The sequence below is a fragment of the Polynucleobacter bastaniensis genome (assembly GCF_018882205.1).
Classification (GTDB): domain Bacteria; phylum Pseudomonadota; class Gammaproteobacteria; order Burkholderiales; family Burkholderiaceae; genus Polynucleobacter; species Polynucleobacter bastaniensis.
Window position 1 is genome coordinate 306,274 of sequence record NZ_JACVOU010000003.1, and the last position, 25,667, is coordinate 331,940.

A 25,667-nucleotide genomic window follows, 5' to 3' on the forward strand; every position below is an offset into this window, starting at 1 on the left:
AAGCATATCTATGTGCTTATGGGCATTGGGAACATTAATTCTTCCCTTTGCCTGCGCCATGAATCATCATGGCAAACAAACCCGATGGATCAGCTTGCTGCCCCGTCGGGTTTTTTAATTAAAAGGTGATCCTACTCACGCCAGAGGCATTGCTCACCAACAAAATATTCGCCCTCTCTTTTGCGAATAAACCCACAGTGATTACGCCAGCGATTTGATTGATTTGTGACTCAAGAGCGATGGGATTGGCGATCTTTAAACCAGCAATATCCAAAATCCAGCCGCCGTTATCGGTCACAAAAGCTTGGCTTGGTGTCTGACCTAAGTCTGCACGGGTCTCTTTGCTCATTCTGAGTGTGACTGTGCCGCCTAACTTAGCCAGTTCCTGAGTAACAATGCCTTTTGACAGGGGAATGATCTCCACAGGCAATGCAAAGTTACCCAATACCGGAACCTGTTTTGAGGCATCGCAGATGCAGATAAATTGCTTGGCCATGGAAGCAATAATCTTTTCGCGGGTCAAAGCACCGCCGCCACCTTTAATCATGTAGCCAACAGGATCGATTTCATCAGCACCGTCCACATAGGCAGGTAGATGATTCACCTCGTTCGGATCTAAGACCTTAAAACCGTGCTTTAAGAGGAGTTCGGTCGTGGCATTGGAACTAGACACCGTACCAGCGAAATGATCCTTATGAGGTGCTAAGGCATCAATGAAACAATTTGCGGTAGAGCCCGTCCCGATACCCAAGATCTGCCCTGCGGGTAGCTTTAATACCTCATCCCGAGCCGCCTCACCTACTAATTGCTTTAGTTGATCTTGATTCATGATCTTGCCCAATATCCTTATCTGAACTGGAACAGCCTTATTTATCCATCTATCATATGATATTCAATCTATATCACCTGATTAATTCATCGAGAGTATTGCCAATAGCCATGACATCACCTGCAAGCGCACTGAGCCAACTCAAACAATTTACTACCGTCGTGGCCGATACCGGCGACTTTGAACGTATGCGGGAATACCAACCGCAAGACGCCACTACCAATCCCTCCCTCATCCTGAAGGCTGCGCAACAAGCCAACTATCAGGCTTTGGTAAATCAGGTCAAATCAGCGCATCCTGGCTTAAAACCTGTCGATTTAGTCGACCATATCCTAGTTGCTTTTGGTCTAGAGATTTTGAAGATCGTCCCGGGCAGAGTTTCGACTGAAGTTGATGCCCGCCTCTCCTTTAATACTCTGGCAACGATTAAGAAGGCTCAGCACCTCATCTCGCTATATGAATCACATGGGATCGACCGTAAACGTGTCTTGATTAAGCTTGCTGGTACATGGGAAGGAATTGAGGCAGCGAGAGCTTTAGAGGCGGAAGGCATTCATTGCAATATGACGCTGCTCTTCTCTTTGGTACAAGCGGCGGCTTGCGGTGCAGTCAATGCGAAATTGATTTCCCCTTTTGTAGGGCGCATCACCGACTGGCATAAAACAAAACTTGGCAGTAATTGGAGCGATGAAAACAATGGCGGAGCAAATGATCCTGGCGTTACCTCGGTCAAGCGTATCTTCCACTATTACAAACACTTCGGAATCAGTACCGAGATCATGGGGGCCAGCTTCCGTAATACCAGTCAAATATTAGAGCTAGCTGGATGTGACTTATTGACTATTAGCCCTGAGCTATTGGGCGATCTACAGAAAAGTACTGCTGTGGTCGAGAAAAAGCTGAATGCCAGTAATGCAACTAGCGCGCTTGCCAGCGAAAATATCCTAGCACTCAAGCTAGATGAATCGAACTTTAGATTGCAGTTAAATAATGATGCGATGGCAACTGAAAAACTAGCTGAAGGGATTAGAAATTTCTGTATCGATACTGAGAAACTCGAAGCGCTCTTAAGTCACTAATTCTGTAAATTGCTAGATTGAGGAGTCGAGATGATTATTCACTGCCCGCATTGCAATAAAGGAAATCGTGTTCCAGCTGAAAAGCTCAATCAAACGCCTATCTGTGGAGCCTGTCAACAAGAACTCCTATCACTTCCGATTAACGCCACAGCAGCTAACTTTAGCGAACTGGTAACTCAATCCACAATACCAGTCGTAGTGGATTTCTGGGCACCATGGTGTGGGCCATGCAAGATGTTTAGTCCGACCTTTCAGGCAAGTGCTAGCACTAATGCAAATCAAGTCTTGTTTGTCAAAGTCAATACCGAGGCAGAGCAAGTACTCGGATCGCAATGGAATATTCGCTCAATCCCAACCCTAGCAGGATTTAAGGATGGCAAAGAAGTGTACCGTATTAGCGGTGCTCTACCGCCAGCTCAACTAGAGCAATTTGTAAAGCAATTAATTGGTTGAGCCAGTGAGTGGCCTTGCTATTTAGGCTCTTTGGATAAACGCTGTCTTAGCGCCTCATATAAGCAGACGCCACTGGCAACGGATACGTTCAGACTCTCTACGACACCCTTCATCGGAATACGTACCAACTCATCACAAGTCTCACGGGTTAAGCGGCGCATGCCCTCACCCTCTGCACCCATAACAATACCTATGGGACCGGTCAGATCTAAATCGTAGATCGATTTTTCAGCTTCATCATCAGTGCCGATGAGCCAAACACCCGCTTCTTGCATTTCTTTCATGCTTCGAACCAGGTTGGTAACGGTAATGACAGGCATTACTTCAGAAGCACCGCTCGATACTTTGCTGACTGTGGCATTAATTGAGGCTGAACGGTCTTTAGGAATCACTACAGCATCTACACCGGCACCATCTGCCACGCGTAAGCATGCACCAAAGTTATGGGGATCAGTTACACCGTCCAAGACCAAAAACATTACCTTGCTTTGATTACTTTCCGCATCCTCTACTACCTCGGTAATAGTCCTAGCAATGGTCATCTTTTCGGCCAGTGCAACCACCCCTTGATGGCGATCATGACCTGCGAGTTTGTGAAGTCGCTCGGCATCGGCGGCATGCAGTCTTTCACCTAGAATTTCTTCAGCCTGCTTAAGAAAATCACCCATACGGCGATCACGCCGACTGGGATCAAAATAAACTGACTTCAGACTTGCTGCATCCACTCGTAAGCGCGCTTGTACTGCATGAAAACCAACTAATATTTGCTTCATCTTTACTTATCTCGATCTGATATTGCCACTTATTTACGACGCGCTTTAGTAATGCGAACGGGTGGTTTTGTACCTGCAGGTTTGCCAGCAGGTCTTGTAGGCTTCCCAGACTTCGCAACTTTACTTGCGGTTCGTCCAGCTTGATTCTTAGATTGATTTGCACCCAGGTTGCCAGCAGATTTGGCAGCATTTACATTTACACCAGAATGCTTCTGCGGTTCTTTACTACCAGGGCGGCCTTTTTTGGGTGCAGCTTTTTTATTGGGTCTACCGGTATCGCTTGCCAATATAATTTGGCGGCGATTGGTGGTCCCACCTGGCTCTAAGCCAACCGATTTCACCAAACTAAATTCAATTTTACGAGCGTCTAGGTCTACTCGGCTGACCAATACATGAACCCGATCACCTAAGCGATACCGAATACCCGTTCTCTCGCCACGTAATTCTTGACGGGCTTCATCGTATTGGAAGTAATCACCACCCAATTCAGTTACATGGATCATGCCCTCAACAAAGAGATTTTCCAATTGGATGAATAAACCAAATGTAGCTACCCCAGTAACCGTGCCAGCATATTCTTGACCCAAATGATCGCGCATGTAGTAGCACTTGAGCCAAGCCTCTACATCACGAGATGCCTCATCTGCACGGCGCTCATTCGATGAGCAATGCACACCCAGCTGACCCCAAATAGGCATTGCCGCATTAGCGCCCTTAGGCAATTTAGGTAAACGCGTGCCATTAGCTGCAGCCTCCTTTGCATCGCTATGAGACTTCTTAGCATTCACGGCATTTTCACGACCCTTACCTTTGCGTGGCAAAGTAAGATTTAATGGCACCGTTGGGGGCAATACTGGCGTATACGGTTTCTTAATGAGAATTGCTTTAATAACGCGATGAGTCAAGAGATCGGGATAACGACGAATCGGACTTGTGAAATGAGAATACGCTCGATACGCAAGGCCAAAGTGACCCTCGTTATCAGGCTGGTACATAGCTTGCTGCATAGAACGCAAAACAACCGACTGCAGCATATTGGCATCAGGTCGCTCTTTGATTTCGCGCATCAGCTTGGCATAGTCTCTGGGTTTCGGCTTTTCACCACCGCCCAATGACAAACCGGAGGTACGCAAGACTTGACGCAAAGTGACCAACTTCTCTTCGGAAGGTTCACCATGAACGCGATAGAGACTGAGATGCTTATTTTTATCAATGAAATCTGCTGCACAAACGTTTGCTGTCAACATACACTCTTCAATCAAGCGGTGTGCGTCATTACGCAGACGGGGTTCAATGCGCAAGATCTTACCCAACTCATTACTGATGATCTGGGTTTCAGTAGTTTCAAACTCGATAGCACCACGTTTTTGACGTGCGTCTAGCAAAATCTTATACAGGGAATAGAGATTGGTCAGTAGAGGCCTGAGCTGAGCAAAGCGTGTTGCTTCGGGGCCTTTGCTGTTCGAGAGAATCTCCCACACTATGTCATATGTAAAGCGCTGCGCAGAATGCATGACTGCGGGGTAGAACTGATAAGCCAACACTACACCACTACTATCCACTACCGAATCACACACCATGCATAAGCGATCAACACCAGGATTCAAAGAGCAAAGGCCATTTGAGATTTTCTCTGGCAGCATCGGTATCACCCTTCTCGGGAAATACACTGAAGTCGCACGCAGAAGTCCTTCATCATCCAAAGGATGTCCTGGCTTTACATAGTGAGATACGTCAGCAATCGCGACAATCAGGCGCCAAGCCTTGCTCTTGCCGTGCATCACTGGTTCGCAATACACCGCATCATCAAAGTCACGCGCATCAGCACCGTCAATAGTAACTAAAGGAACATCGCGCAAATCCACACGACCCTCCAAATCGGATTGCCTGACGGTATCGGGTAAGGCTTCTGCTTCTTTTTTAGCGGCCGCTGAAAATACGTGGGGTACACCATATTTACGGACAGCGATTTCGATTTCCATACCAGGGTCATCGATCTCACCCAAAACTTCGATAACACGACCAACGGCTTGACGGTAACTATCGGGATAGTCAATGATCTCGACACTGACCACTTGACCTAATTTGGCATTACCCTGGCCTTTTGGTGGAATCAAAATATCGTGACCAATGCGCTTGTCTTCTGGCGCAACAATCAAAACACCATTCTCATTTAAGAGCCGCCCAATGACTACTTTATTGGCATGCAAAATGACATCCACGATCTGACCTTCAGGACGACCGCGCCGATCTGTTCCTAATACTCTGACATTGACTCTATCTGCGTGCATGACACGGGACATTTCTCTTTCAGAAAGAAAAATATCTTCACCACCATCATCCGGGATAACAAATCCAAATCCATCTCGGTGACCCTGGACTGTACCTAAGCGGTCAGCCTCGCGTGGCACCAAGTCTTTTGCTTTACGCATTTAATTCCTTCGGCAATACATGCCTTATATTTCAATAAAAATTCTGAATTAGCCTACTGTATCAAACCATCAAGTCTGAAGGGTGAAAGGCCAAAACGTGTGAAGAGGTGGGCCAAAAGGCACATACCTTTATAATAACGGCATGCCCAGGTGGCGAAATTGGTAGACGCACCAGCTTCAGGTGCTGGCGATCGTAAGGTTGTGGGGGTTCGAGTCCCTTCCTGGGCACCAAACAAGGTCGAGCACCGCTCTACGCCTAATAATACAAGGTCAATATAGAGAAAACTGGCCGTTTCTACACAAAAATACTTAAAGCCTATATGGGAGTGCTTTCTGAGATTGCAAGCCCTTTTTAGCTCGCTACATCGTGTATTCATTCATACGCAAAGTTAGTCACTCCATAACTTGCCTGCAGTCGCCCAATCTGATTTCTTAACGTCTCGGTAAATAACATCGACTGATTCAGCACTGCATCCCATAATTTTGACCGCCGCCTCCGTAATTGCCATAGCGTACTCGCGCTTAACCTCATCACTGCGACCCTCAAATATTTGAACTTGAATTAATGGCATAGATATCTCCTATTCACTATTTTTTTAATAAACCTAGATAAGCTGGCCACTCTAACTGACCTTCCTCATCACCATCACTACACAATTGCTCGTAAGTCATCCTGCAAATTTCCGGATCGGGAACTATCAACCCCTCTACCTCACCTGCTAACAGTTGAATTTTGCAGGCTTTATCCAATACATCCATTAAATAAAATGCCTGCTGAATACTGACTCCACAAATGATGCTGCCGTGGTTTTCTAACAATAAAGCTTTTTTATCTCCCAGGGCTGATATGAGACCTACTTGCTCTGAGGCTGATAAGGCTAGCCCTTGATAGCGATGCCTTTCGATATCACTATAGAAACGTAAGGCATGCTGCGATATTGGTAGTAGACCTTGCTTTTGTGCTGAGACAGCAATGACGGAATCAACATGTAGATGCAGCACGCATGCCGCGTCTGGTCTAGCCGCATGTACCGCTCCATGAATAGCAAAACCAGATTGATTCACTGGCCCTAGGCCTGAGAGGATTTCTCCTTGAACATTCACCTTGACTAAATTATCTGGGGATACTTCATCAAAGCGCAAACCAAATTGATTGATGAGGTAAGCGCCCTCTTCATTTGGAATAGAAGCTGAAATATGGGTATAAATACCATCATCCCACCCCTTCAACGCAGCGAGACGATAGGCTGCAGCTAAATTGACTCGAACTTCTTTCTCAGTTTGATTCGTCATATCGAAGAACTAGAGCCCCATAGAACGATGCAAAATCTTGGGTTTCATTTCATCCCAAAGACCCTCAAACCCTTCCGCCCTATCTTCGGATAGCTCAATCGGCTCAAAGAGTCCACTAAAGAAGATTGTCTTTTTGGGAGCCAAGATCTTTTCAAACTCCGTTAACCCAATCGGCTTATCGTCAATATCTCTCGTCAGTTGGGCGGAGCACACGATTGCTTGCGCATCATCCTGATCAATCACTGCAAATTCAATGAGCTGTTGAGACTTCTCTAGGACCACTAAAGTTCCACGAGCGTAGCAAACTGCCTCATGCTCCTGCACGACATACGCCAAAAAAAGATTTTCTTCTTCCGTATTCATACGCAAGTCATCAATAAAAAAGAGGTATTGACTCCCTTCTCCATTGACCAAGGTAAAGACCTTGGGAATCACCCCATGCCCTAAGGCAAGATTTCGGTAATAAGAAGAAAGTTCAACAGCGAGATTTTCGGAAAAAAGATGCATAAAGTAAATCTGTAAGTAAAGTGCTTATGCAGTTAGCTGAGTTTTTAGGAAAGCCATCGTGCGATTCCAGGCCAAATCAGCGGCAGCTGGGTTGTATTGCAATGGTGGCAAGCCCCTAGCGTCTGACTTTGGATTGGCGAATGCATGTTTAGCATCGTAGCGCTGAAAATCATAATCAACTCCAGCGGATTTCAACCTCCCCTCGAGTTGATCTACACCAGCAATGGAGAAAAATTCATCATGAAGAGCCCAGTGTGCCAACATCGGCTTTTTAATAGCCGGCGCATCAACATACTCCAGCGGAGGGTAACCATACCAAACCACTGTTGCATCACATTCTGGAACAAGGCCGGCTGACAGGACTGTGAGCGCTCCGCCCATACAAAAACCGGTGACAGCAACTTTTGCGCTACCTGTTGCCTTGAGGTACTGAACAGCACCACGAATATCTTGACTAGCAGCATCACCAAAATTCAGATCATTCATGAGATGCTCTGCCTCATTTGCTTCCAGGGCGAGCTTGCCGCGGTATAAATCCGGAACCAAGGCACGGTATCCTGCCTTAGCTAAACGGTTAGCAACATTCTTGATCTCATCATCAAGGCCCCACCACTCTTGAATTACCACCACGCCAGGAGCATTTACTGGGTTGCTTGGCTCAATCAAATAGGCCTCTACTGAATTGCCATCTGGTCTTTTAAATGAAATCATCACAATCTTTCTTTTTCAAATATATTGATTTACGCCGCTTGTTTATCCTTGTGAATATAGCCCGCCTAGCAGAAAGTAAGCAAGCCGCATCATCAAGGTGGGGCTTTATAGGCAGAAGCTGCAATTGCTAAGAATAAGGTGTATCATTAGGGTTAACCCTTAAGGAGCTCACCATGGCACATTCAAACTCAGTACAGTTTCAACAGGCATCAGCTATCAGCTTTAAGCCTTTATTGGCAATTAAAGACTTTTTCCTAGTGTTGGCAGCAGCATTTAGCGAAGCTAAAGTAATGGAGCAGGAATCACGTAGAACTAGTGGAAATTGGTAATTTATTGCTGATTTAGCTCTGTTTTAGGCTGTTATTGGTCGTTTTTATGAAATAAGCCTCTGTCCTTTGGAGGCTTTTTCTTTATCTGTAGTACCCCTAGCGCAAGATGTAATAACCATAAACACAGCGTGACCCACCCCGAGACGGGTTATGGGTATCTTGAATAACACCATCAATGACAGCTGTCAGGTGCTTAGAAACCTTCACAATTAATCTACCCGAGGGTAACTCATTTGCTAGTAAATGCACTTTACAGCCAGCACCAACCTGCATAGTAGGCACCCAATCAAATCCATGACCCACAATGTAATCATGAAACACATTGCGATGATTGCCGTTACGCGGTGAAGCGCCCCTGGCGTTGAGACGCCTAGCCAACTTGTCATTTCGCTGATCAGCATAAGCTGCATTAGCAGCACGAAGATCTTCATAGACTTGCAAATAAGGTAATTGGGCAGCAATCGCAATCGCTCGAACCACACAGTCACCAGCCCCACCCTTGAATCCTGCAAGCTCCCTACCCCCATCGTTCACTTGAAAGCCCAGCTCTTGGCCGCGACTATTAGATAGTCTGGTGAAGAGGTTTAAAAAATTCAGCATAGGGCAGTCGGAAGTGTAGAGGAATTTAGGGAAGTTCTGAGCAAAGAAAAAATGGACTTGCCTTTCGACAAATCCATTCACATTTGCTACTCACCTCAGATTACTTTGCTTGCGCCTGCTTAACCTTCAAACGCCAAGCATGCAGCAATGGTTCGGTATACCCGTTTGGCTGCTCAAGACCTTTAAAGATCAGATCGCTTGCAGCTTGATAAGCATAAGAATCCTTATAGTTTGGCATCATCGGCTTATACAAGGGATCGCCAGCATTTTGACTATCCACGATAGTAGCCATTCGTTGCATAGCTTCCTCTACTTCGGCTTTGCTTACATACTTATGCAGCAACCAGTTAGCAATGTGCTGACTAGAAATACGTAATGTTGCGCGATCTTCCATTAAGCCTACGTTATAGATATCAGGCACCTTAGAACAACCAACGCCTTGATCAATCCAGCGAACTACATAACCCAAAATACCTTGGCAATTATTATTCAGAGCTTCGCGAATTTCCTCTTTAGTCCAATCAGGATACAGCGCAATGGGTACCGTCAAGAGATCATCGGTTAAGGCCTCATACTCGGCTGCAGTGTCCTGCTTTTCCATATCCTCTTGGATCTTGGCTACATCGACCTGGTGATAGTGAATTGCATGCAAAGTAGCGGCAGTCGGCGAAGGTACCCAAGCAGTATTCGCTCCAGCTTGAGGGTGTGCAGCTTTTTGTTCCACCATTTCTTTCATGAGATCTGGTGCAGGCCACATGCCCTTACCAATCTGTGCGCGACCACGTAAGCCACAATCTAAGCCTGCCAACACATTACGGCGCTCATAAGCTCCGAACCATTTAGCAATCTTCATCCTACCCTTACGAACCATAGCGCCACCATACATACCGGTATGCATTTCATCACCAGTGCGGTCTAAGAATCCAGTATTAATAAAGGCAACACGAGCACCAGCGGCAGCGATGGCAGCTTTAATGTTGACACTCATACGGCGCTCTTCATCCATGATGCCCAATTTGACTGTGTTCTCAGGTAAGCCAAGTAATTTCTCAACCCGACCAAAGAGCTCGCCAGCAAATGCCACTTCTTCAGCACTGTGCATTTTTGGCTTAACAATATAGACCGAGCCCTTACGTGTATTACCAATAGCCTGAGTCGCTGGGCGATTGATGTCATACAAAGCAATCAAGACAGTCACTACCGCATCTAAGATGCCTTCGTAGATTTCCTTACCATCGCCAGTAATGATGGCGGGGTTAGTCATCAAGTGACCAACGTTACGCAGAAACAAGAGTGATCGGCCATGCAAAGTCACAAGGCCATCTTTAGCATTGACAGCACCAATACCGGCTGTGTATTTGCGATCTGCATTGAGCGTGCGGGTGAAAGTCTTACCACCTTTGCTGACTTCTTCAACTAAGGTGCCCTTGAGAATGCCCAACCAATTCTCATAAGCCAGCACTTTGTCATCGCCATCCACCACTGCTACTGAGTCTTCTAAGTCTAGGATGGTTGAGAGTGCAGCTTCAAGCACCACATCATTTACGCCCGCTAAATCAGAAGCACCAATAGTTTTTGTCTTATCAATTTGAATATCAATATGAATGCCATGATTACGCAACAAGACAGATGATGGTGCAGAGGCATCGCCTTGATAGCCAACAAACTGTTTATCATTAATCAAACCTGTTGTGCTGCCGTCTTTTAATTTCACGGACAGTTTTTTATCTACAACGGCATAGGCAACTACATCGGTGTAAGAGGCTTTAGCCAAAGGAGCGGCTTGATCTAAAAATTGACGCGCGTAGGCGACTACCTTAGCACCACGAATAGGGTTGTAGGCTCCGGCCTTGGTAGCGCCATCTTCTTCAGAAATAACATCTGTGCCGTAAAGAGCATCGTACAAAGAGCCCCAACGCGCGTTTGCAGCATTTAAGGCATAGCGCGCATTGAGCACCGGAACAACCAGCTGAGGACCGGCTTGCAGGGCCAGTTCGTCATCCACATTCTGAGTAGTAGCCATCACTTTGGCAGGTACATCGTCGATATAACCAATTTCTTTTAAGTACTTGCGATAAGCGGGCATATCTTTGATCGGGCCTGGGTTGGCTTGATGCCATTTATCCAAATCCAATTGCAAGCGATCACGCTTAGCTAGTAAAGCTTCGTTCTTTGGACTCAGATCTTTAACGATCTCGTCAAAACCTTTCCAAAAGTCTGCGCTTTTAATTCCTGTGCCGGGCAAAACTTGATCTTCAATAAAACGGTAAAGCGGTGTAGCTACTTGAAGGCTATTACATTGTGTACGTGCTGTCATTTCTAAATCCCAAAGCGAATGTGTAAATTAAATATAAAAGTTAAAAAGGAGGCGCTTGATTAACCTTTGAATGGATGTTGCAGAAGAATCGTTTCATCGCGCTCCGGTCCTGTTGAGACCATGGCAATCGGCTTTCCTGCAACTTCTTCGATACGACGCAGGAACTTCTGTGCCTCAATTGGGAGTTTGTCCCATTCACGAATACCAAAAGTTGTTCCTTTCCAACCTGGAAAATCCTCATAAATTGGCTCACAATGCGCAACAGCTTCAGCGCCACGCGGTAATACATCTAATTTTTGACCATCAAGGATATAGCCCACACAAAGACGAATAGTCTCAAAGCCATCCAGTACGTCCAGCTTAGTAATGCAAAGTCCGGTCAATCCATTGATCTGAATAGAGCGCTTGAGTGCGGCAGCATCTAACCAACCAGTGCGACGTGGACGGCCGGTAACAGAACCAAACTCCTTACCCACTTCAGCCAGACGGATACCAACAGGATCTTGCTTGGCTGGGTTATCAAAGTCGTATAACTCACTTGGGAATGGGCCAGCGCCAACACGCGTGCAATATGCCTTAGTGATACCCAAGATATATTGCAAAGAATCCGGGCCAACGCCAGATCCAGCAGCAGCATTACCAGCCACACAGTTACTGGAGGTCACGTATGGGTAGGTGCCATGATCGATATCTAGCAAAGTACCTTGCGCACCTTCGAACAATAAGTTTTGGCCTGCTTGCTCTGCTGCATATAAGGCGCTTGAGACATCAACCACCATTGGCTTAATACGCCCTGCATAAAACATGGCTTCTTCTAATGTCTTTTGAAACTCAACTGGCTCGGCCCCATAGTAATTTGTGAGCATGAAGTTGTGATATTCCAAGTTCTCACGCAATTGCGCGGCAAACTTTTCCGGATAAAACAAATCCTGAACACGTAAAGCGCGTCGTGCCACCTTATCTTCATAGGCTGGTCCGATACCACGACCAGTTGTACCAATCTTGGCATCACCACGTTTTTTCTCACGGGCATGATCAATGGCTACGTGATAAGGCAAGATTAACGTTGTTGCTTCAGAAATCTTCAATCGGGACTGCACATCTAAGCCGGCAGCTTCTAACTCACCAATTTCTTTAAAGAGTGCTTCTGGAGAGAGTACAACACCATTACCAATGTAGCAAATCACGTTCTTATGCATGATTCCGGAGGGGATCAGACGCAAAATCGTTTTTTTACCGCCAATAATCAGCGTATGACCTGCGTTATGTCCACCCTGAAAACGTACAACTGCTTGCGCATGGTCAGTCAACCAATCTACTACCTTTCCCTTGCCCTCGTCACCCCACTGGGTACCAATGACAACGACGTTACGACCATGAGCTTGTTGCTTTAAAGACATAATGAAATCCAAAAGATAATTACAGAATTAATGTGTTGTTCAAATAGTATTTACTGCTTTTTTACTACCCATGAGCTCCCTTGCTTTACTAGCCCACGATCACAAAGATATTCAGCAGTCTCTACAGCATCACCACTAGGAGCCTGAATGACTACTTCACCAGCATCGCGCAACTCGGCAATCTTGGCCGCTAGGTCAGTATCTAGCGTCCAAGGCGCTACGATAGCGGGCTTTCTTTGCACTACAGGCGCAAGGGTAGCCAGGGTCAATAAATCCATTGAAAAGCCAGTAGCAGGACGGGAGCGTCCAAATGCTTGGCCAACGTGATCGTATCTGCCACCTCTCGCAATTGGTTGTGGCAACTGATCAACGTAAGCCGCGAACATCACACCGCTGTGATATTGATATCCACGTAAATCCGCTAGATCAATACTGAGCTCAACATTACCTGGAAGTGCATCAGTTGCTGCGGCTAATTTTTCTAATTGAGCTAAGGCCTCATCAATCAATGGATGTTTCGGTAAAGACTTTCTAGCGCCGGCCATTACTTGCGCACAAGGCCCATTTAATTCAGTAAGCGCCATTAAGGCTTTCGCAGACTTGGCCGGTAAGCATTTAGACCAAATCGCTAAGCGTGGGCGATCTTTGCTTTGTAATAAGCTATACAAAGCCTCGACATCAGTCTTCTCTTTAACTTGCCCATCCAGAATTCCTTCAAGCACACCTGCATGTGAGAGATCGAGGTAGACCTTATTCAGTCCAGCAACACTCAAGGTTTTTAGTAATAAGGAGATCGCCTCAAAATCCGCTTCCCAAGTAGCGCATCCATAAATCTCTGCGCCAAGTTGCAATTCTTCACGAGCAGAGCTACCTACTGGTGTGCGTGCATGGGCAACAGATCCTGCATAGCAAAGGCGGGTTATGCCTTTACGATTGAGTAAGTGCGCATCAATCCGAGCAACTTGCGGAGTCATGTCGGCACGCAGGCCTAATGTTCGGCCAGATAACTGATCAACCAATTTAAATGTTTGTAGATTTAGATCTGAACCAGTACCAGTCAGCAAAGAATCTAGAAACTCCAATATAGGAGGGGCAACTAGCTCATAGCCATAGGACTGATATAAATCCAGAATAGCGCGACGCAAAGTCTCTACCTTACGAGCCTCGGCTGGCAAAACATCAGCAACATCTTCAGGAAGTAACCAGCGATTCATGATTTGAAATATTCAATCTTAATTTTTTTTGTTCATGAATTTGAAGAACTCGCCATTGGGTTCAACGACTATGACATCCCTCTTGTCTTTAAAGGAACTTCGATAAGCCTGGAGGCTCTGATAAAACTGAGCAAATTGAGGGTCACGCCCAAATGCATCAGCATATAAAGCCGTAGCCCTTGCGTCGCCAGAACCTTTAATCATTTGTGCTTCACGATAGGCTTCGGCTAAGATCGTGTCACGCTGACGTTCTGCATTGGCTCGAATCTTGTCGGACTCTGCAGCACCCGTGGAACGTAGCTCATTGGCAACGCGTTTACGCTCTGCTTCCATACGCCGATAAACAGAATCACTAATTTCAGCTAGTAGATCTACACGCTTGAGGCGAACGTCGACGATTTCAACGCCAATATCTGAAGCATCATCCGCTACCTTTTTACGAATACCCTGCATCACTTGCTCACGTTGATCAGAAATGATCTCTCTGACTGTGCGTTTAGTGAACTCCTCGTTCAAGGCAGAACGTACTAACTGAGTTAAGCGATCTTGTGCCAAGCGTTCATCACCTTTAAAGCTGACAAAGAACTTGCGAGGATCAACAATCCGCCACTTCACATAAGAATCTACCAAGAGATTTTTCTTCTCAGAGGTAATAAAGCGCTCTGCTTCTGGTGTATCAATAGTCAAAATACGACGATCAAAGAAGCGGACGTTTTCAAAAGGCGCCGGGAGCTTCGCTTGCAAGCCGGGCTGTTCAATCACGCGCACAATTTGCCCAAATGAAAACACCACAGCATAGTTACGCTGATCGACTACAAAAATACTTGAAGTCAGTAAATAGAAAAGGCCGATCAGGCCAGCTATAGCAGCTAAGAGACGATTTGCATTCATTATCTTGCATCCCCTCTATCACGGTTTCTTAGGCCGTCGCGTTTTTCGGAAGCACCAACACCTGAGGTATTGCTTGGGCTTGGGGTAGTTGCATTGTTACTAAATGGGGCCGCTGGATTGCCTGTCGCACCTCCCACTGTCACAGACCCAGTAGGCGTTGCAGCTGCTGCCTGACCAGTAGCGACTTGGGCACTTTCTGCGCTGACTTGTGCAATGATTTTATCGAGAGGTAAATACAGCATGCTATTGCTCTTGGTAGTATCTACCAAAACTTTAGATACGTTGTTATACATCTCGCGCATGCTATCAATGTACATACGATCACGAGTCACGGCGGGTGCTTTTGCATATTCAGTCTGGACTTGCTTGAAGCGATTTGCATCACCCTCTGCGGTTGCAACCACCCTAGCCTTATATCCTTCAGCCTCTTGAATCAGTCGATCAGCCGTACCTTTTGCACGTGGAATGATGTCGTTGGCATAGGCTTGGCCTTCACTCTTGAGGCGCTCCTGATCTTGACCAGCCTTAACAGCATCATCAAATGAAGCTTGCACTTGCTCAGGTGGCTGAACGTTTTGAACGGTCACGCTCGTCACGTAAATACCAGTTTTATAGCTATCTAGAATTTTCTGTATTGAGGCAGCCAAATCAATCGCAATCTTTTCACGACCTTCATACAAAACGGTATCCATCTTGCTGCGTGCCACAATTTCACGTACTGCTGTTTCGGCAGCTTGCACCACAGTAGTATCGGGATCGCGATTGTTAAATAAATAATCGGTTGGATCTTTTAAGCGGTACTGAACTGCAAAGCGAACATCAATAATGTTTTCATCTTCCGTAAGCATGGAAGTATCTTTTTGATTTGTTGCTTTAATCAAAATAGAGCGACCGACCTCAACGGAACGCACTCCGGAGACGTTGACAACTTGCTCAGTCTGAACAGGCCAAGGCATACGCCAGTTAATACCGGGGCCTGCGGTGTAAGCATACTTACCAAACGTAGTAACTACGCCCGACTGGCCTTCTTGAATGATGTAGAAACCACTAAAAATCCACAGTAAAAATACTCCGCCGGCAGCCATGATCACTGTGACTTTGGAACCAAAGGGGTTGGTGAAATTAAAGTTGGGTACATTAAACCCACCGCCACCACTACCGCCGCCATTACCGCGCTGCGATGGTGGAGGAATATCTGTACTGTTCGGCTTATTTATTGGCGCACTTGATGTGGAGCCTGGCTTTTTGTTACCACCAAAAATACCGCTCAGGCGGTCATTAAAGTCGCGCCACAACTCATCAAGGTCTGGTGGACCATTGGGTCGTGCGGGCTGATTTTGAGGTGGGGTTTCAACAGGCTTATCCGACCCCGGTTTAGCAGGATCTACTTTAGGAGCCTTGTCAGAAGCTGAGCCCTCTTTAGCGTCTTTAGATCCGTTACCCGGGGCACTGTTACCCCAGCCTGGATCATTGACCGAAAACAGTTCGAGAAATTTACGCATCGTTTGGTGAGTACTTACGGTTAGGTATCGGATTAAATTCGGAAGTTTCTGGTCGTTCTGGTAAAGGAGCTAAAAACTCGTCTGGGTCCATTTGAACCTTAGAGCGATTCTGCTCGATCCTTATTCTATCAGTCATTTGGGAGCATTCAGCAAGGGCTGATCGCAATAAATCAAGGCCTAGGCCTGTCTTAGCGGAAAGGAAAACCTGACTTGGAATGCCCTCAGAATCGCGCACCAGGACAGCACCTTCCGTAAAGGTCTGGGGCATCTGGTCAATCTTGTTCATGATCTCTATGCGGGGGATGTCATCGGCTCCAATTTCTCGTAAAACAGCCTCTACTTCAGCCTTTTGCTCCCTTGCGACTGGGCTACAGGCGTCAATCACGTGCAGAATCAGATCCGCATGAATGGTTTCATCTAAGGTGGCTCTGAAGGCCTCTACCAGCTGGTGCGGCAACTCACGGATAAAGCCTACTGTGTCAGAAACCACAATTGAACCCACACCGTCTAAATGGACTTTACGGGAGGTCGTATCCAGGGTTGCAAATAACTGATCTGCCGCATAAGTCCCTGCTTTTGTAAGGGAATTAAACAAAGTCGATTTACCGGCATTCGTATAACCCACCAGCGAAACTGAAAAAACGTCCCTTCTGTTTCGAGCTCTTCTTTGGGTTCTTTGCTGGCGCTGAAGCTTCTCAAGTTCAGACTCTAGACGTTTAGCCTTGGTTGCTAGCATCCGTCGATCGAGCTCCATCTGGGTTTCACCAGGACCGCCACGAACACCAATACCGCCGCGTTGACGCTCCAAGTGACTCCAGGCACGCACTAGTCTAGACATACGGTAGCGAACCTGCGCTAACTCAACCTGCGTTTTACCAATATGACTTTGTGCTCTTTGGCTAAAGATATCCAAAATCAGCCCCGTACGGTCCATCACATGAAAGCCAATATGGCGCTCTAAATTGCGTTGCTGAGTCGGGGATAACGGATGGTTAAAGATAACCAATTCGGCACCTTGTTCTTCCATCGCTTTTTTAACTTCGTTCGCCTTACCTGAACCAATAAATAAAGCGGGATCCGTCTTACCCTTGCGGGCAATCACGCTAGTGATGGGTACGGAGCCAGCACTCTCTGCAAGCAGGCTGAGCTCTGCCATGCTGTCCGCAAAATCTTCGCGGCCTGTATCGACACCAACTAAAACGGCACGCGCCGCATCTACACCAGTTTTAAACAGGGTTAACTTCTTCCGTACGGAACTCCACTGCACGAGCAGGAACAATTGTAGAAATAGCGTGCTTGTAGACCATCTGAGTTACAGTGTTACGCAAGAGAACAACATATTGATCGAATGATTCAATATTGCCTTGCAGCTTGATACCGTTAACAAGATAGATGGAGACGGGAACATGCTCTTTGCGCAAGGCATTGAGAAAAGGATCCTGTAGTAATTGGATTTTGCTGTTATTCATACTGCTCCTTAATGGTTTTTATTTATTGCTGCTATTTTGGGAGTCTTGCTTTTTTTATTTATTGTTTTGCTGCTGATTTCTACTATTTACTTCTACTGTTTGCTTTTACTACTTACTTTTACTGGCTACCTCCAACATAAGGGGGCTGATAGTCAGAAATCAAGCCCCTTACTTGAAACACAATTAAAACTGTAGCTCTAATTTTACTTTTTTACTTCTTTTTACCTTTTTTGCCCTTGTCCGCATCAATGTAAGGGTTTTTAGCGGTATTCATCTGAATACGCAAAGGAGTGCCGCGCAACTTGAAGACTTCTCTAAAGCGACCCTCGAGATAGCGCTTGTAGCTATCAGTTACACCGCTCAAGGATGTGCCATGAATCACCACAATAGGGGGATTCATACCGCCTTGGTGGGCGTAGCGCAATTTTGGACGCCCCATGCCAACGCGCTTAGGCTGCTGGTGCTCAATGGCATCTTGCAAAATGCGGGTGAGTTTCGGGGTTGGTAATTTGGCCATCGCTGCGGCATAAGCTAAATCAACGTCCTTAAATAGCTCTTTGAGACCAGTGCCCTTCTTAGCCGAAATCGGGTGTACGTTTGCAAAATCGAGAAAGCGTAATTTTTGAGCAATCTCTAAACGTGCACGCTCTTTAACGTAAGTATCAAGACCGTCCCACTTGTTCACGGCAACGACTAATGCACGCCCTGCCTCCACAATAAATCCAGCGATATGGGCATCTTGTTCAGAGATATCCTGCTGGGCATCGAGCATCAAAATGACCACATTGCAATCCGCAATCGCTTGCAATGTTTTAACAACCGAGAATTTCTCAATTGCTTCAAATACTTTTCCACGACGGCGCAGACCTGCCGTGTCTACCAAGATGTAAGGCTTACCATTACGCTCAAACGGCACTTCAATCGCATCACGCGTTGTACCGGGCATATCGAATGCAATTACACGCTCTTCACCGATCAATTTATTGATCAGGGTGGATTTACCTACGTTAGGACGACCTACTACCGCAATCTTCATTGGGCGATTAGGGTCGTTTTCTTGTTCTTCTGGTTCTGGCTCTGGAATACCTAAAGAATCCAAAGCATCATCAATCAAACCACGCACACCATCACCGTGCGCTGATGAGATCGGAAATGGCTCGCCTAAACCCAGCTCATGAAAATCTGCTGTGACTACACCAGACTGCATGCCTTCAGTTTTGTTTACTGCCAGGATGATCGGTCTACCCGTCTTGCGTAAGAAATCCGCAATCACGCGATCTTGAGGAGCCATACCCAAACGGCCATCTACCAAGAAAATAATGATGTCAGATTCAGCAACGGCTTGCTTGGTTTGCTTAGCCATCTCGGCAACAATGCCGGTCTTCGCTACAGGCTCAAAACCACCGGTGTCTACGCAAATAAATGCACGTTCGCCAATGCGACCTTTGCCGTAGTGGCGATCACGGGTTAGGCCCGAGAAATCAGCGACCAAAGCATCACGTGAACGCGTTAAGCGATTAAAGAGTGTCGATTTGCCAACGTTAGGACGACCGACAATAGTAATTACAGGATTCATTTTGGACTGTACGCCGCTAGTTTTCCACCTTGAGACTGAACCAAGATGAGTCCGTTCACCGCAATCGGTGCGGCTGTAATGGGACTACTGTCATGACGAATGCGTGCCAGCATTTCACCATTCGCTTGTGAGAGTGCATGCACATAACCTTGCGCATCACCAAGGAGTAATACCTTACCAACCGCCATCGGCTCACCAACATCCCTAAATGTCAGCTGCGTATTTTCCCAAGCTTGTGAACCATCTTTCACCGCAAATGCAGTGACATGGGATTTTTCGTTTGAGGAGAAAACCAAATCAGGGCTTTGAGCTGTGCCGGTATAGCTTGAATAATCTTTGAACCACAATAAATTACCTGTGCGCGCTTGACCGCAACCTATACGACCTTGATAAGAAACGGCGCAAATGATTTCGCCTTCCATACTTGGCTTAGCCGTCACATCATTGAGGCGCTCAATTTCAGAAAATCCCTTTGGAAACGAAACCGGGGTTTCCCAAACAAGGCCTCCGTTCGCAATTGCAATCATGCCAAAGCGTCCACCAGAAAACCCAGTCACAATCACCTCATTACCAATCGCAAGCATGCCGTAACCCACGCGCAATGACAAAGCGGATTGTTGACGCTGATAAGTCCACTTGCGCACACCTGTCTGCGTATCAAAACCAACAAAGCGATTATCCAAGGTGCGAATGATGACCACACCGCCAGCAACCACCGGCTCTGATAAGACCTCACTGCCAACGCTCACGTTCCAAATAGCCTTACCAGTATCGTCGTAGGCATAGACCGTTCCTTTGGTGGTGACCACTGCCGTAGTACGGCCATCCGATCCAGGTCCAATCGATAGGCGATCTGGGACAGATACTTCCCATACTTTTTGACCAGTGCGTAAATCAATCTTAGCCAGATTACCGCGATGAGAAGCGGCATAAACAGCATCACCTGCTACTGCAGGATGAAAATTAAATGACTCAGATGAACCTACGCTAGTTGTCCATATGGGAGTAAAGTCAAATTGATTGCTAACAGGAGCTAGCTCAGCAGGCTTGCGTACACGTGAGCCGCCTGAACAAGCTACAAGGGCTACTACTACAGAGCCTAGTACTACAGCTGTACTTGCTAGTTTTGCTACGCGTTTGCAATCCATCATCACAGAGCTACTCCTCCGACGGCATCTAATTTAACCTTCAAGAGACGACGCGCCTCTTCAGGGAATTCTTTTGCATCATTTAACTGCTTCCAAGCAGCTTCATAGCTCTTGCGCGCATCAGCCATATTCTTTTGCGCTAGATACCAATCTCCGCGACGCTCTAACCACAAGGCCTCAAAACCGGAGATGGGTTTTTCTTTTAGGATTGCATCCACTTCTGCAAAATCTTTTTCTGTACCCAACTCAATTAATTGAGCTGCAAGGCGTAATTTAGCTAAAGCTAAATATCCTTGGTCAGATGCATTCTTAGCAGCCCAGCGCAAATAATCCATCGCCTTTGCTGTGTCACCTGCATCAGAGGCAATTTTTGCAGCTACTAAACTGGACATTGCTGCATAGGGCGTACTAGAGAACTGTTTTTGCAAATCATCAGCAGCAAGTAAAGTCTGATCTTTATCACCCTTATTAATCGCAGTAATCATGGTCTCGTATAACTGAGATGCCGCTGCAGCTTGGCTAGTACGCCACCATTGATATCCGCTATACCCTGCATAGGCAAATAAAGCAGCCGTGATCACACCAGTGATCAGATTGCGATACTTTTGCCAAAATGCTTTAAGTTGATCTAATTGTTCTTGTTCTTGTAGGTCTAAAGGCATGTCAATCCAAGCAAATAAATACAGTAGTAATAATAAATGTCTTCATTCTATTCGGTGGCGCCAACTATGGCATCAATTACCGCTTCTACAACGCTGTCGAGGGCTACTGCTTTCTGTACACCGGTGCTACGCAAATCTTTGAGCTGAGCCTCATTCTTAGCTAATTCATCTGGCCCAATGATGACAGCATAGGCTGCCCCACTCGAATCTGCCTTCTTCATTTGTGATTTAAAGCTGGCAGCCTGACCATCAGGAGGGCAAAACAGGATGACATCGATGCCCGCATTACGCAGGCGCTCAGCAATGATCATGGCGGAAGTTAAAGTCTCACCCCCTTGGTGAATCACAAAAGCATCGCATTGAGACTGTGCTTCTGGCAAAGACCCTGAAACCTTCATCAACTCCAAGACACGCTCCATGCCCATTGCCCAACCGCAGGCCGGAGCAGCTTTACCACCCATACGCTCAATTAAGGGGTCATAGCGACCGCCACCAGCAATCGTGCCTTGAGCACCTAACTCTTCGGTGATCCACTCGAAGACGGTCAGGTTGTAGTAATCCAAACCACGCACTAAACGGGGGTTGATTTTGCAAGGGATGTTATTCGCCTTGAGTAAAGCTTGTACATCCTCAAAATGCTTGAGCGATTCTTCGCCCAAGAAATCCAATAACTTGGGTGCACCTTCAATCAAATCTTGCATTGCCAGATTCTTAGAATCCAAGATGCGCAATGGGTTCGTTAATAAACGGCGCTGCGAATCTTCATCGAGCTGTTCTTTATTTTTCTCGAAGTAGGTAACCAAGGCGGCGCGATGTTCTACACGCTCAGGAGCTTGCCCTAAAGAATTAATCTCTAGACGCACGCCCTTCAAGCCGAGTTCGTCCCACAAACGTTGGCCCATCAAAATAATTTCTGCATCGATATCTGGTCCAGCAAAGCCCATCGCCTCAATACCAAATTGATAGAACTGGCGATAGCGACCACGCTGTGGGCGCTCATGGCGGAACATTGGTCCGGTATACCAAAGACGCTTTGGTCCTTCGTACAGTAAATTGTTTTCAACCACGGCGCGCACGACAGCGGCAGTGCCTTCTGGACGTAATGTGAGCTGCTCACCATTTAGGCGGTCTTCAAACGAATACATTTCTTTTTCAACAATATCGGTGACTTCACCAATACCGCGCTGAAATACTGCAGTCGCCTCCACAATCGGAGTGCGGAGGAATTCATAACCGTAGGCGCGTGTGAGATCACGCAGAACATGCTCTAAATGTGTCCACTGCGCAGCATCTGCTGGCAAGAGATCATTCATGCCACGTACGCCATTAATTTTTTGAATCTTTTGTGATTTAGCTGGATTTGCCTGGTCTGTCATGAGGTACTTTGGTGGATTTCTTTTTTATTGTTGCTATATGTTTTTATTTTTTGTTCTTGCTTTTGTTTTGTTTTTATTTAGGGGCGTAATTTTGCTTGACGTACTCGTCGACAATGACCTGAAACTCTTGAGCAATATTATCGCCACGCAAAGTTTTGACTTTGACGCCATCCACGAACACCGGTGCAGCTGGAGTCTCGCCAGTGCCCGGCAATGAGATCCCAATATTGGCATGCTTACTCTCACCTGGGCCATTGACAATACAACCCATCACAGCGACATTCATCGCTTCAACACCTGGATGGGTTTTTTTCCATACCGGCATTTGCTGACGCAGATACGATTGAATATCAGCTGCTAGCTCTTGAAATGTAGTACTCGTCGTTCTACCACAGCCCGGACAGGCAATCACCATGGGTGTGAAGTTACGCAATCCCATGGTTTGCAAAATCTCTTGGGCCACAATGATTTCATTCTCTCGTGGCGCACCTGGGTCAGGCGTTAAGGAAACACGAATGGTGTCGCCAATACCCTCTTGCAATAAGATACCCAATGCAGCAGTGGAAGAAACAATCCCTTTACTTCCCATGCCTGCCTCGGTTAAGCCTAAATGCAATGGGTAATCTGAGCGATTGGCAAGATCACGGTACACCGCTACCAAATCTTGGACATTACTAACTTTGCAAGACAAAATAATTTGGTTTGGATTCATACCAAACTCCACTGCTTTTTCAGCGGACTGCAAAGCTGACTGTATCAAAGCCTCAATCATGACCTCTTGCGCAGTCTTGGGAACTGGTAGTGCGGCATTGGCATCCATAATGCTCGCTAGCAAATCTTGATCCAAGCTGCCCCAGTTCACGCCAATCCGAATCGGCTTGTCGTATGTACAAGCCGCTTCAATCATTTGCGCAAATTGCGGATCACGTTTAGCGCCCTTACCTACGTTACCGGGATTGATTCGATACTTTGATAAGGCCTTGGCGCACTCAGGGTAGTCTTTTAATAAGGTATGACCGTTGTAATGAAAGTCACCAATCAGTGGCACTAAGACATCCATCTTGTCTAACTGTTCACGAATATAGGGCACTGCTTCAGCCGCAGCTGGCGTATCTACCGTAATGCGCACCATCTCTGAACCAGCTCGGGCCAATTCCTTAACCTGAATAGCGGTACCGACTGCATCAGCAGTGTCGGTATTAGTCATCGATTGCACGCGCACAGGTGCATTGCCACCAATCGTAATGATGTTGGTTTTCCAGGCAACCGTTGCCTGACGTGTTTCCCGCTTTGGCGATGGGCCTAATGGTAGCTTTGCAGGATTGCTAGATGTATCACTCATAGGACTCTTTTTGTAAATTAGTCGTCTAATCTTTTAAGCCATTGCACTGGGTGCTCGGCTTGGTACTCTTGCTCTTCTTCATCATCATCGTCAAGACTATCAGGTTCATCTTCTTGACCCAAATGAATCTGCTTGTCATGCACGGCACGCTCACGCACTTTAGTCCGGTCAACCACATCACCCGCTAATTGACCACAAGCTGCAGCAATATCATCGCCACGGGTTTTACGAACCGTGGCCACCATACCCGCGTCTAACAAAATGCCGGCGAAGGCATGAACACGCTGCGCTGATGAGCGTTTTAATCCAGATTCTGGAAAAGGATTAAATGGAATCAGATTAATTTTGCACTTGATGTTTGCCAATAAACGCACCAGTTCTTTAGCCTGGATGTCAGAGTCATTGACGCCATCGAGCATGCAGTATTCAAAGGTTAAGAAATCTCTTGGGGCAAAGGGTAAATACCGCTCGCACGCAGCAAGTAATTCTCTTAAGGGATATTTTTGATTGAGTGGAACGAGTTGATCGCGTAGCTTGTCATTTGGTGCGTGCAATGACACCGCCAATGCAACCGGGCAATCTTGTGCCAAGCGATCAATCATCGGCACTACCCCAGAGGTAGATAGCGTCACGCGACGACGCGATAAACCATAAGCCCTGTCATCAAGCATCAAACGTAAAGCTGTCACCACGTTGTCATAGTTAAGTAGCGGTTCACCCATGCCCATTAACACCACATTGGAGATCACGCGACCTGTATGCTCCCAACCTGGGGTGGGGTATTTTTCAATACGGCGAACGGCATTTGGATCCGTGCGGAGCAAATGCTCAGCAAACCAGAGTTGGCCAATGATTTCACCGGCGGTGAGGTTGCGTGAAAAGCCTTGATGCCCGGTTGAGCAAAAACGGCAATTGACAGCGCAACCAGCCTGAGATGAAATACACAAGGTGCCACGATCATCTTCAGGAATAAATACGGACTCGACAGCATTTCCAGCACCAACATCGAGCAACCACTTACGGGTGCCATCGGCTGCATGCTCGTCTTTAATGATTGGAAGTGAAAGCACTTCTGCCTTGTCGAGCAATGTTGCTCTAAAGCTTTTTGCTAGATCACTCATGTCGTTGATGTTGGATACACCACGTTGGTGGATCCACTGCATGAGTTGCTTCGCCCGAAAGGGCTTTTCATTCAACCCCGCGACATACGCTGCCATTTGGTCAGCGTCAAAATCTAAGAGATTTACGCGCGGGGAAGTCAATGCGCCTACTTATGTATTAAATAGCTTTTTCGTTAGCAATCGTGAATTAACGATTGAAAACGTTCATGCCAGCGAAGAAGAATGCCACTTCGACAGCAGCAGTTTCAGGAGCATCAGAGCCATGAACCGCGTTTGCATCGATGCTGTCAGCAAAGTCAGCACGGATAGTGCCTTTGTCTGCCTTCTTAGGATCGGTAGCACCCATCAAGTCACGGTTCTTAGCAATGGCGCCTTCGCCTTCCAATACCTGAATCATGACAGGGCCAGAAATCATGAAGCTCACCAAATCTTTAAAGAAAGGACGTGCTGAGTGAACTGCATAGAACTGTTCAGCTTCAGCTTGTGACAAATGCGCCATTCTGGACGCAATAATCTTCAAACCAGCAGATTCGAAACGGTCATAGATCTTGCCGATCACGTTTTTTGCTACTGCGTCAGGTTTGATGATAGAAAGGGTGCGTTCAATAGCCATGTAAAACTCCAATAGTGATTTCAAAGGTTT

25 protein-coding genes and 1 tRNA gene are annotated in these 25,667 nt (G+C 46.6%); 4 read left to right on the top strand and 22 right to left on the bottom strand.

The window, feature by feature from the left end:
- Window positions 1–118 precede the first annotated feature (118 nt).
- Window positions 119–829, bottom strand: coding sequence for a ribose-5-phosphate isomerase RpiA (rpiA, locus tag ICN22_RS07520; protein ID WP_216169708.1), 711 nt, complete (start codon window positions 827–829; stop codon window positions 119–121).
- 110 nt (window positions 830–939) lie between these two features.
- On the opposite strand from rpiA, the gene tal reads away from it, so the two are divergent.
- Both tal and trxC read left to right on the top strand, forming a co-directional pair.
- Window positions 940–1,908, top strand: a complete 969-nt coding sequence (gene tal, locus ICN22_RS07525) for a transaldolase (protein WP_216169863.1) — start codon at window positions 940–942, stop codon at window positions 1,906–1,908.
- A 30-nt stretch (window positions 1,909–1,938) separates the two neighbouring features.
- On the top strand, window positions 1,939–2,361 hold the full coding sequence (gene trxC / locus ICN22_RS07530) for a thioredoxin TrxC (RefSeq protein ID WP_216169710.1): 423 nt from the start codon (window positions 1,939–1,941) through the stop codon (window positions 2,359–2,361).
- 17 nt (window positions 2,362–2,378) lie between these two features.
- Here the strand turns inward: trxC and rlmB are convergent, their stop codons facing one another.
- Both rlmB and rnr read right to left on the bottom strand, forming a co-directional pair.
- Window positions 2,379–3,134 carry a 23S rRNA (guanosine(2251)-2'-O)-methyltransferase RlmB gene (gene rlmB, locus ICN22_RS07535; protein WP_215304220.1) on the bottom strand — a complete coding sequence of 252 codons (756 nt, stop codon included), beginning with the start codon at window positions 3,132–3,134 and terminating at the stop codon, window positions 2,379–2,381.
- Between the two features lie 29 nt (window positions 3,135–3,163).
- On the bottom strand, window positions 3,164–5,566 hold the full coding sequence (rnr, locus tag ICN22_RS07540; protein WP_216169712.1) for a ribonuclease R: 2,403 nt from the start codon (window positions 5,564–5,566) through the stop codon (window positions 3,164–3,166).
- A 144-nt stretch (window positions 5,567–5,710) separates the two neighbouring features.
- Here rnr and ICN22_RS07545 point away from each other — a divergent pair.
- Window positions 5,711–5,797 (top strand) — tRNA-Leu (locus ICN22_RS07545).
- Window positions 5,798–5,955: 158 nt separating this feature from the next.
- Here the strand turns inward: ICN22_RS07545 and ICN22_RS07550 are convergent.
- From ICN22_RS07550 to ICN22_RS07565, 4 genes are read right to left on the bottom strand one after another with little or no spacing between them, the layout of a single operon-like run.
- A complete protein-coding gene (locus tag ICN22_RS07550; protein WP_216169714.1) occupies window positions 5,956–6,138 on the bottom strand; it encodes a 4-oxalocrotonate tautomerase in 183 nt (60 codons plus the stop codon).
- A 16-nt stretch (window positions 6,139–6,154) separates the two neighbouring features.
- Window positions 6,155–6,859, bottom strand: coding sequence for a class II aldolase/adducin family protein (locus tag ICN22_RS07555; protein WP_216169716.1), 705 nt, complete (start codon window positions 6,857–6,859; stop codon window positions 6,155–6,157).
- 9 nt (window positions 6,860–6,868) lie between these two features.
- Window positions 6,869–7,366, bottom strand: coding sequence for a hypothetical protein (locus ICN22_RS07560; protein WP_216169718.1), 498 nt, complete (start codon window positions 7,364–7,366; stop codon window positions 6,869–6,871).
- Between the two features lie 24 nt (window positions 7,367–7,390).
- Window positions 7,391–8,077: a dienelactone hydrolase family protein gene (locus ICN22_RS07565; protein WP_216169720.1), complete on the bottom strand. Its 687-nt coding sequence runs from the start codon at window positions 8,075–8,077 to the stop codon at window positions 7,391–7,393.
- A gap of 173 nt (window positions 8,078–8,250) precedes the next feature.
- Between ICN22_RS07565 and ICN22_RS07570 the strand changes: the two genes are divergently transcribed.
- Complete coding sequence (locus ICN22_RS07570) at window positions 8,251–8,406, top strand: hypothetical protein (protein ID WP_216169722.1); 156 nt, start codon at window positions 8,251–8,253, stop codon at window positions 8,404–8,406.
- Window positions 8,407–8,502: 96 nt separating this feature from the next.
- Here ICN22_RS07570 and ICN22_RS07575 read toward each other — a convergent pair whose 3' ends face one another.
- The 15 genes from ICN22_RS07575 to ndk form a co-directional block, all read right to left on the bottom strand.
- Window positions 8,503–9,006, bottom strand: a complete 504-nt coding sequence (locus tag ICN22_RS07575; RefSeq protein WP_216169724.1) for a hypothetical protein — start codon at window positions 9,004–9,006, stop codon at window positions 8,503–8,505.
- A gap of 100 nt (window positions 9,007–9,106) precedes the next feature.
- Window positions 9,107–11,323, bottom strand: coding sequence for a malate synthase G (locus ICN22_RS07580; RefSeq protein ID WP_216169726.1), 2,217 nt, complete (start codon window positions 11,321–11,323; stop codon window positions 9,107–9,109).
- A gap of 59 nt (window positions 11,324–11,382) precedes the next feature.
- Window positions 11,383–12,723 (bottom strand): adenylosuccinate synthase, encoded by a 1,341-nt coding sequence (locus tag ICN22_RS07585; protein ID WP_216169728.1) that lies wholly within the window; start codon window positions 12,721–12,723, stop codon window positions 11,383–11,385.
- A gap of 50 nt (window positions 12,724–12,773) precedes the next feature.
- Entirely contained in the window at window positions 12,774–13,937 is a 1,164-nt protein-coding gene (locus ICN22_RS07590) for an ATP phosphoribosyltransferase regulatory subunit (protein ID WP_216169730.1), read from the bottom strand.
- An 18-nt stretch (window positions 13,938–13,955) separates the two neighbouring features.
- Complete coding sequence (gene hflC / locus ICN22_RS07595; protein ID WP_216169732.1) at window positions 13,956–14,828, bottom strand: protease modulator HflC; 873 nt, start codon at window positions 14,826–14,828, stop codon at window positions 13,956–13,958.
- The gene (gene hflK / locus ICN22_RS07600; protein ID WP_216169734.1) at window positions 14,828–16,330 is read right to left on the bottom strand and encodes an FtsH protease activity modulator HflK; all 1,503 of its coding nucleotides are present in this window, start codon (window positions 16,328–16,330) and stop codon (window positions 14,828–14,830) included. The genes hflC and hflK overlap by 1 nt, the downstream gene beginning before the upstream one ends.
- A complete protein-coding gene (gene hflX, locus ICN22_RS07605; RefSeq protein WP_369411578.1) occupies window positions 16,323–17,597 on the bottom strand; it encodes a GTPase HflX in 1,275 nt (424 codons plus the stop codon). The genes hflK and hflX overlap by 8 nt, the downstream gene beginning before the upstream one ends.
- A complete protein-coding gene (gene hfq / locus ICN22_RS07610; RefSeq protein WP_216169736.1) occupies window positions 17,557–17,799 on the bottom strand; it encodes an RNA chaperone Hfq in 243 nt (80 codons plus the stop codon). Before hfq ends, hflX begins: the two co-directional genes overlap by 41 nt.
- 211 nt (window positions 17,800–18,010) lie before the next feature.
- A complete protein-coding gene (der, locus tag ICN22_RS07615; RefSeq protein WP_216169738.1) occupies window positions 18,011–19,375 on the bottom strand; it encodes a ribosome biogenesis GTPase Der in 1,365 nt (454 codons plus the stop codon).
- A complete protein-coding gene (gene bamB / locus ICN22_RS07620) occupies window positions 19,372–20,526 on the bottom strand; it encodes an outer membrane protein assembly factor BamB (RefSeq protein ID WP_216169740.1) in 1,155 nt (384 codons plus the stop codon). The genes der and bamB overlap by 4 nt, the downstream gene beginning before the upstream one ends.
- Complete coding sequence (locus ICN22_RS07625) at window positions 20,526–21,185, bottom strand: YfgM family protein (RefSeq protein WP_216169742.1); 660 nt, start codon at window positions 21,183–21,185, stop codon at window positions 20,526–20,528. The genes bamB and ICN22_RS07625 overlap by 1 nt, the downstream gene beginning before the upstream one ends.
- Before the next feature lie 47 nt (window positions 21,186–21,232).
- On the bottom strand, window positions 21,233–22,561 hold the full coding sequence (gene hisS, locus ICN22_RS07630) for a histidine--tRNA ligase (RefSeq protein WP_216169744.1): 1,329 nt from the start codon (window positions 22,559–22,561) through the stop codon (window positions 21,233–21,235).
- Between the two features lie 73 nt (window positions 22,562–22,634).
- The gene (gene ispG, locus ICN22_RS07635; RefSeq protein WP_216169746.1) at window positions 22,635–23,903 is read right to left on the bottom strand and encodes a flavodoxin-dependent (E)-4-hydroxy-3-methylbut-2-enyl-diphosphate synthase; all 1,269 of its coding nucleotides are present in this window, start codon (window positions 23,901–23,903) and stop codon (window positions 22,635–22,637) included.
- A gap of 17 nt (window positions 23,904–23,920) precedes the next feature.
- A complete protein-coding gene (gene rlmN / locus ICN22_RS07640; RefSeq protein WP_216169867.1) occupies window positions 23,921–25,120 on the bottom strand; it encodes a dual-specificity RNA methyltransferase RlmN in 1,200 nt (399 codons plus the stop codon).
- 91 nt (window positions 25,121–25,211) lie between these two features.
- Entirely contained in the window at window positions 25,212–25,637 is a 426-nt protein-coding gene (gene ndk, locus ICN22_RS07645; RefSeq protein ID WP_216169748.1) for a nucleoside-diphosphate kinase, read from the bottom strand.
- Window positions 25,638–25,667: the final 30 nt, after the last annotated feature.

Excerpts from the sequence above, each read along its gene's own strand:
- rpiA (WP_216169708.1), bottom strand. The coding sequence starts at position 829 with ATGAATCAAGATCAACTAAAGCAATTAGTAGGTGAGGCGGCTCGGGAT.
- tal (WP_216169863.1), top strand. The coding sequence starts at position 940 with ATGACATCACCTGCAAGCGCACTGAGCCAACTCAAACAATTTACTACC.
- trxC (WP_216169710.1), top strand. The coding sequence starts at position 1,939 with ATGATTATTCACTGCCCGCATTGCAATAAAGGAAATCGTGTTCCAGCT.
- rlmB (WP_215304220.1), bottom strand. The coding sequence starts at position 3,134 with ATGAAGCAAATATTAGTTGGTTTTCATGCAGTACAAGCGCGCTTACGA.
- rnr (WP_216169712.1), bottom strand. The coding sequence starts at position 5,566 with ATGCGTAAAGCAAAAGACTTGGTGCCACGCGAGGCTGACCGCTTAGGT.
- ICN22_RS07550 (WP_216169714.1), bottom strand. The coding sequence starts at position 6,138 with ATGCCATTAATTCAAGTTCAAATATTTGAGGGTCGCAGTGATGAGGTT.
- ICN22_RS07555 (WP_216169716.1), bottom strand. The coding sequence starts at position 6,859 with ATGACGAATCAAACTGAGAAAGAAGTTCGAGTCAATTTAGCTGCAGCC.
- ICN22_RS07560 (WP_216169718.1), bottom strand. The coding sequence starts at position 7,366 with ATGCATCTTTTTTCCGAAAATCTCGCTGTTGAACTTTCTTCTTATTAC.
- ICN22_RS07565 (WP_216169720.1), bottom strand. The coding sequence starts at position 8,077 with ATGATTTCATTTAAAAGACCAGATGGCAATTCAGTAGAGGCCTATTTG.
- ICN22_RS07570 (WP_216169722.1), top strand. The coding sequence starts at position 8,251 with ATGGCACATTCAAACTCAGTACAGTTTCAACAGGCATCAGCTATCAGC.
- ICN22_RS07575 (WP_216169724.1), bottom strand. The coding sequence starts at position 9,006 with ATGCTGAATTTTTTAAACCTCTTCACCAGACTATCTAATAGTCGCGGC.
- ICN22_RS07580 (WP_216169726.1), bottom strand. The coding sequence starts at position 11,323 with ATGACAGCACGTACACAATGTAATAGCCTTCAAGTAGCTACACCGCTT.
- ICN22_RS07585 (WP_216169728.1), bottom strand. The coding sequence starts at position 12,723 with ATGTCTTTAAAGCAACAAGCTCATGGTCGTAACGTCGTTGTCATTGGT.
- ICN22_RS07590 (WP_216169730.1), bottom strand. The coding sequence starts at position 13,937 with ATGAATCGCTGGTTACTTCCTGAAGATGTTGCTGATGTTTTGCCAGCC.
- hflC (WP_216169732.1), bottom strand. The coding sequence starts at position 14,828 with ATGAATGCAAATCGTCTCTTAGCTGCTATAGCTGGCCTGATCGGCCTT.
- hflK (WP_216169734.1), bottom strand. The coding sequence starts at position 16,330 with ATGCGTAAATTTCTCGAACTGTTTTCGGTCAATGATCCAGGCTGGGGT.
- hfq (WP_216169736.1), bottom strand. The coding sequence starts at position 17,799 with ATGAATAACAGCAAAATCCAATTACTACAGGATCCTTTTCTCAATGCC.
- der (WP_216169738.1), bottom strand. The coding sequence starts at position 19,375 with ATGAATCCTGTAATTACTATTGTCGGTCGTCCTAACGTTGGCAAATCG.
- bamB (WP_216169740.1), bottom strand. The coding sequence starts at position 20,526 with ATGATGGATTGCAAACGCGTAGCAAAACTAGCAAGTACAGCTGTAGTA.
- ICN22_RS07625 (WP_216169742.1), bottom strand. The coding sequence starts at position 21,185 with ATGCCTTTAGACCTACAAGAACAAGAACAATTAGATCAACTTAAAGCA.
- hisS (WP_216169744.1), bottom strand. The coding sequence starts at position 22,561 with ATGACAGACCAGGCAAATCCAGCTAAATCACAAAAGATTCAAAAAATT.
- ispG (WP_216169746.1), bottom strand. The coding sequence starts at position 23,903 with ATGAGTGATACATCTAGCAATCCTGCAAAGCTACCATTAGGCCCATCG.
- rlmN (WP_216169867.1), bottom strand. The coding sequence starts at position 25,120 with ATGGCAGCGTATGTCGCGGGGTTGAATGAAAAGCCCTTTCGGGCGAAG.
- ndk (WP_216169748.1), bottom strand. The coding sequence starts at position 25,637 with ATGGCTATTGAACGCACCCTTTCTATCATCAAACCTGACGCAGTAGCA.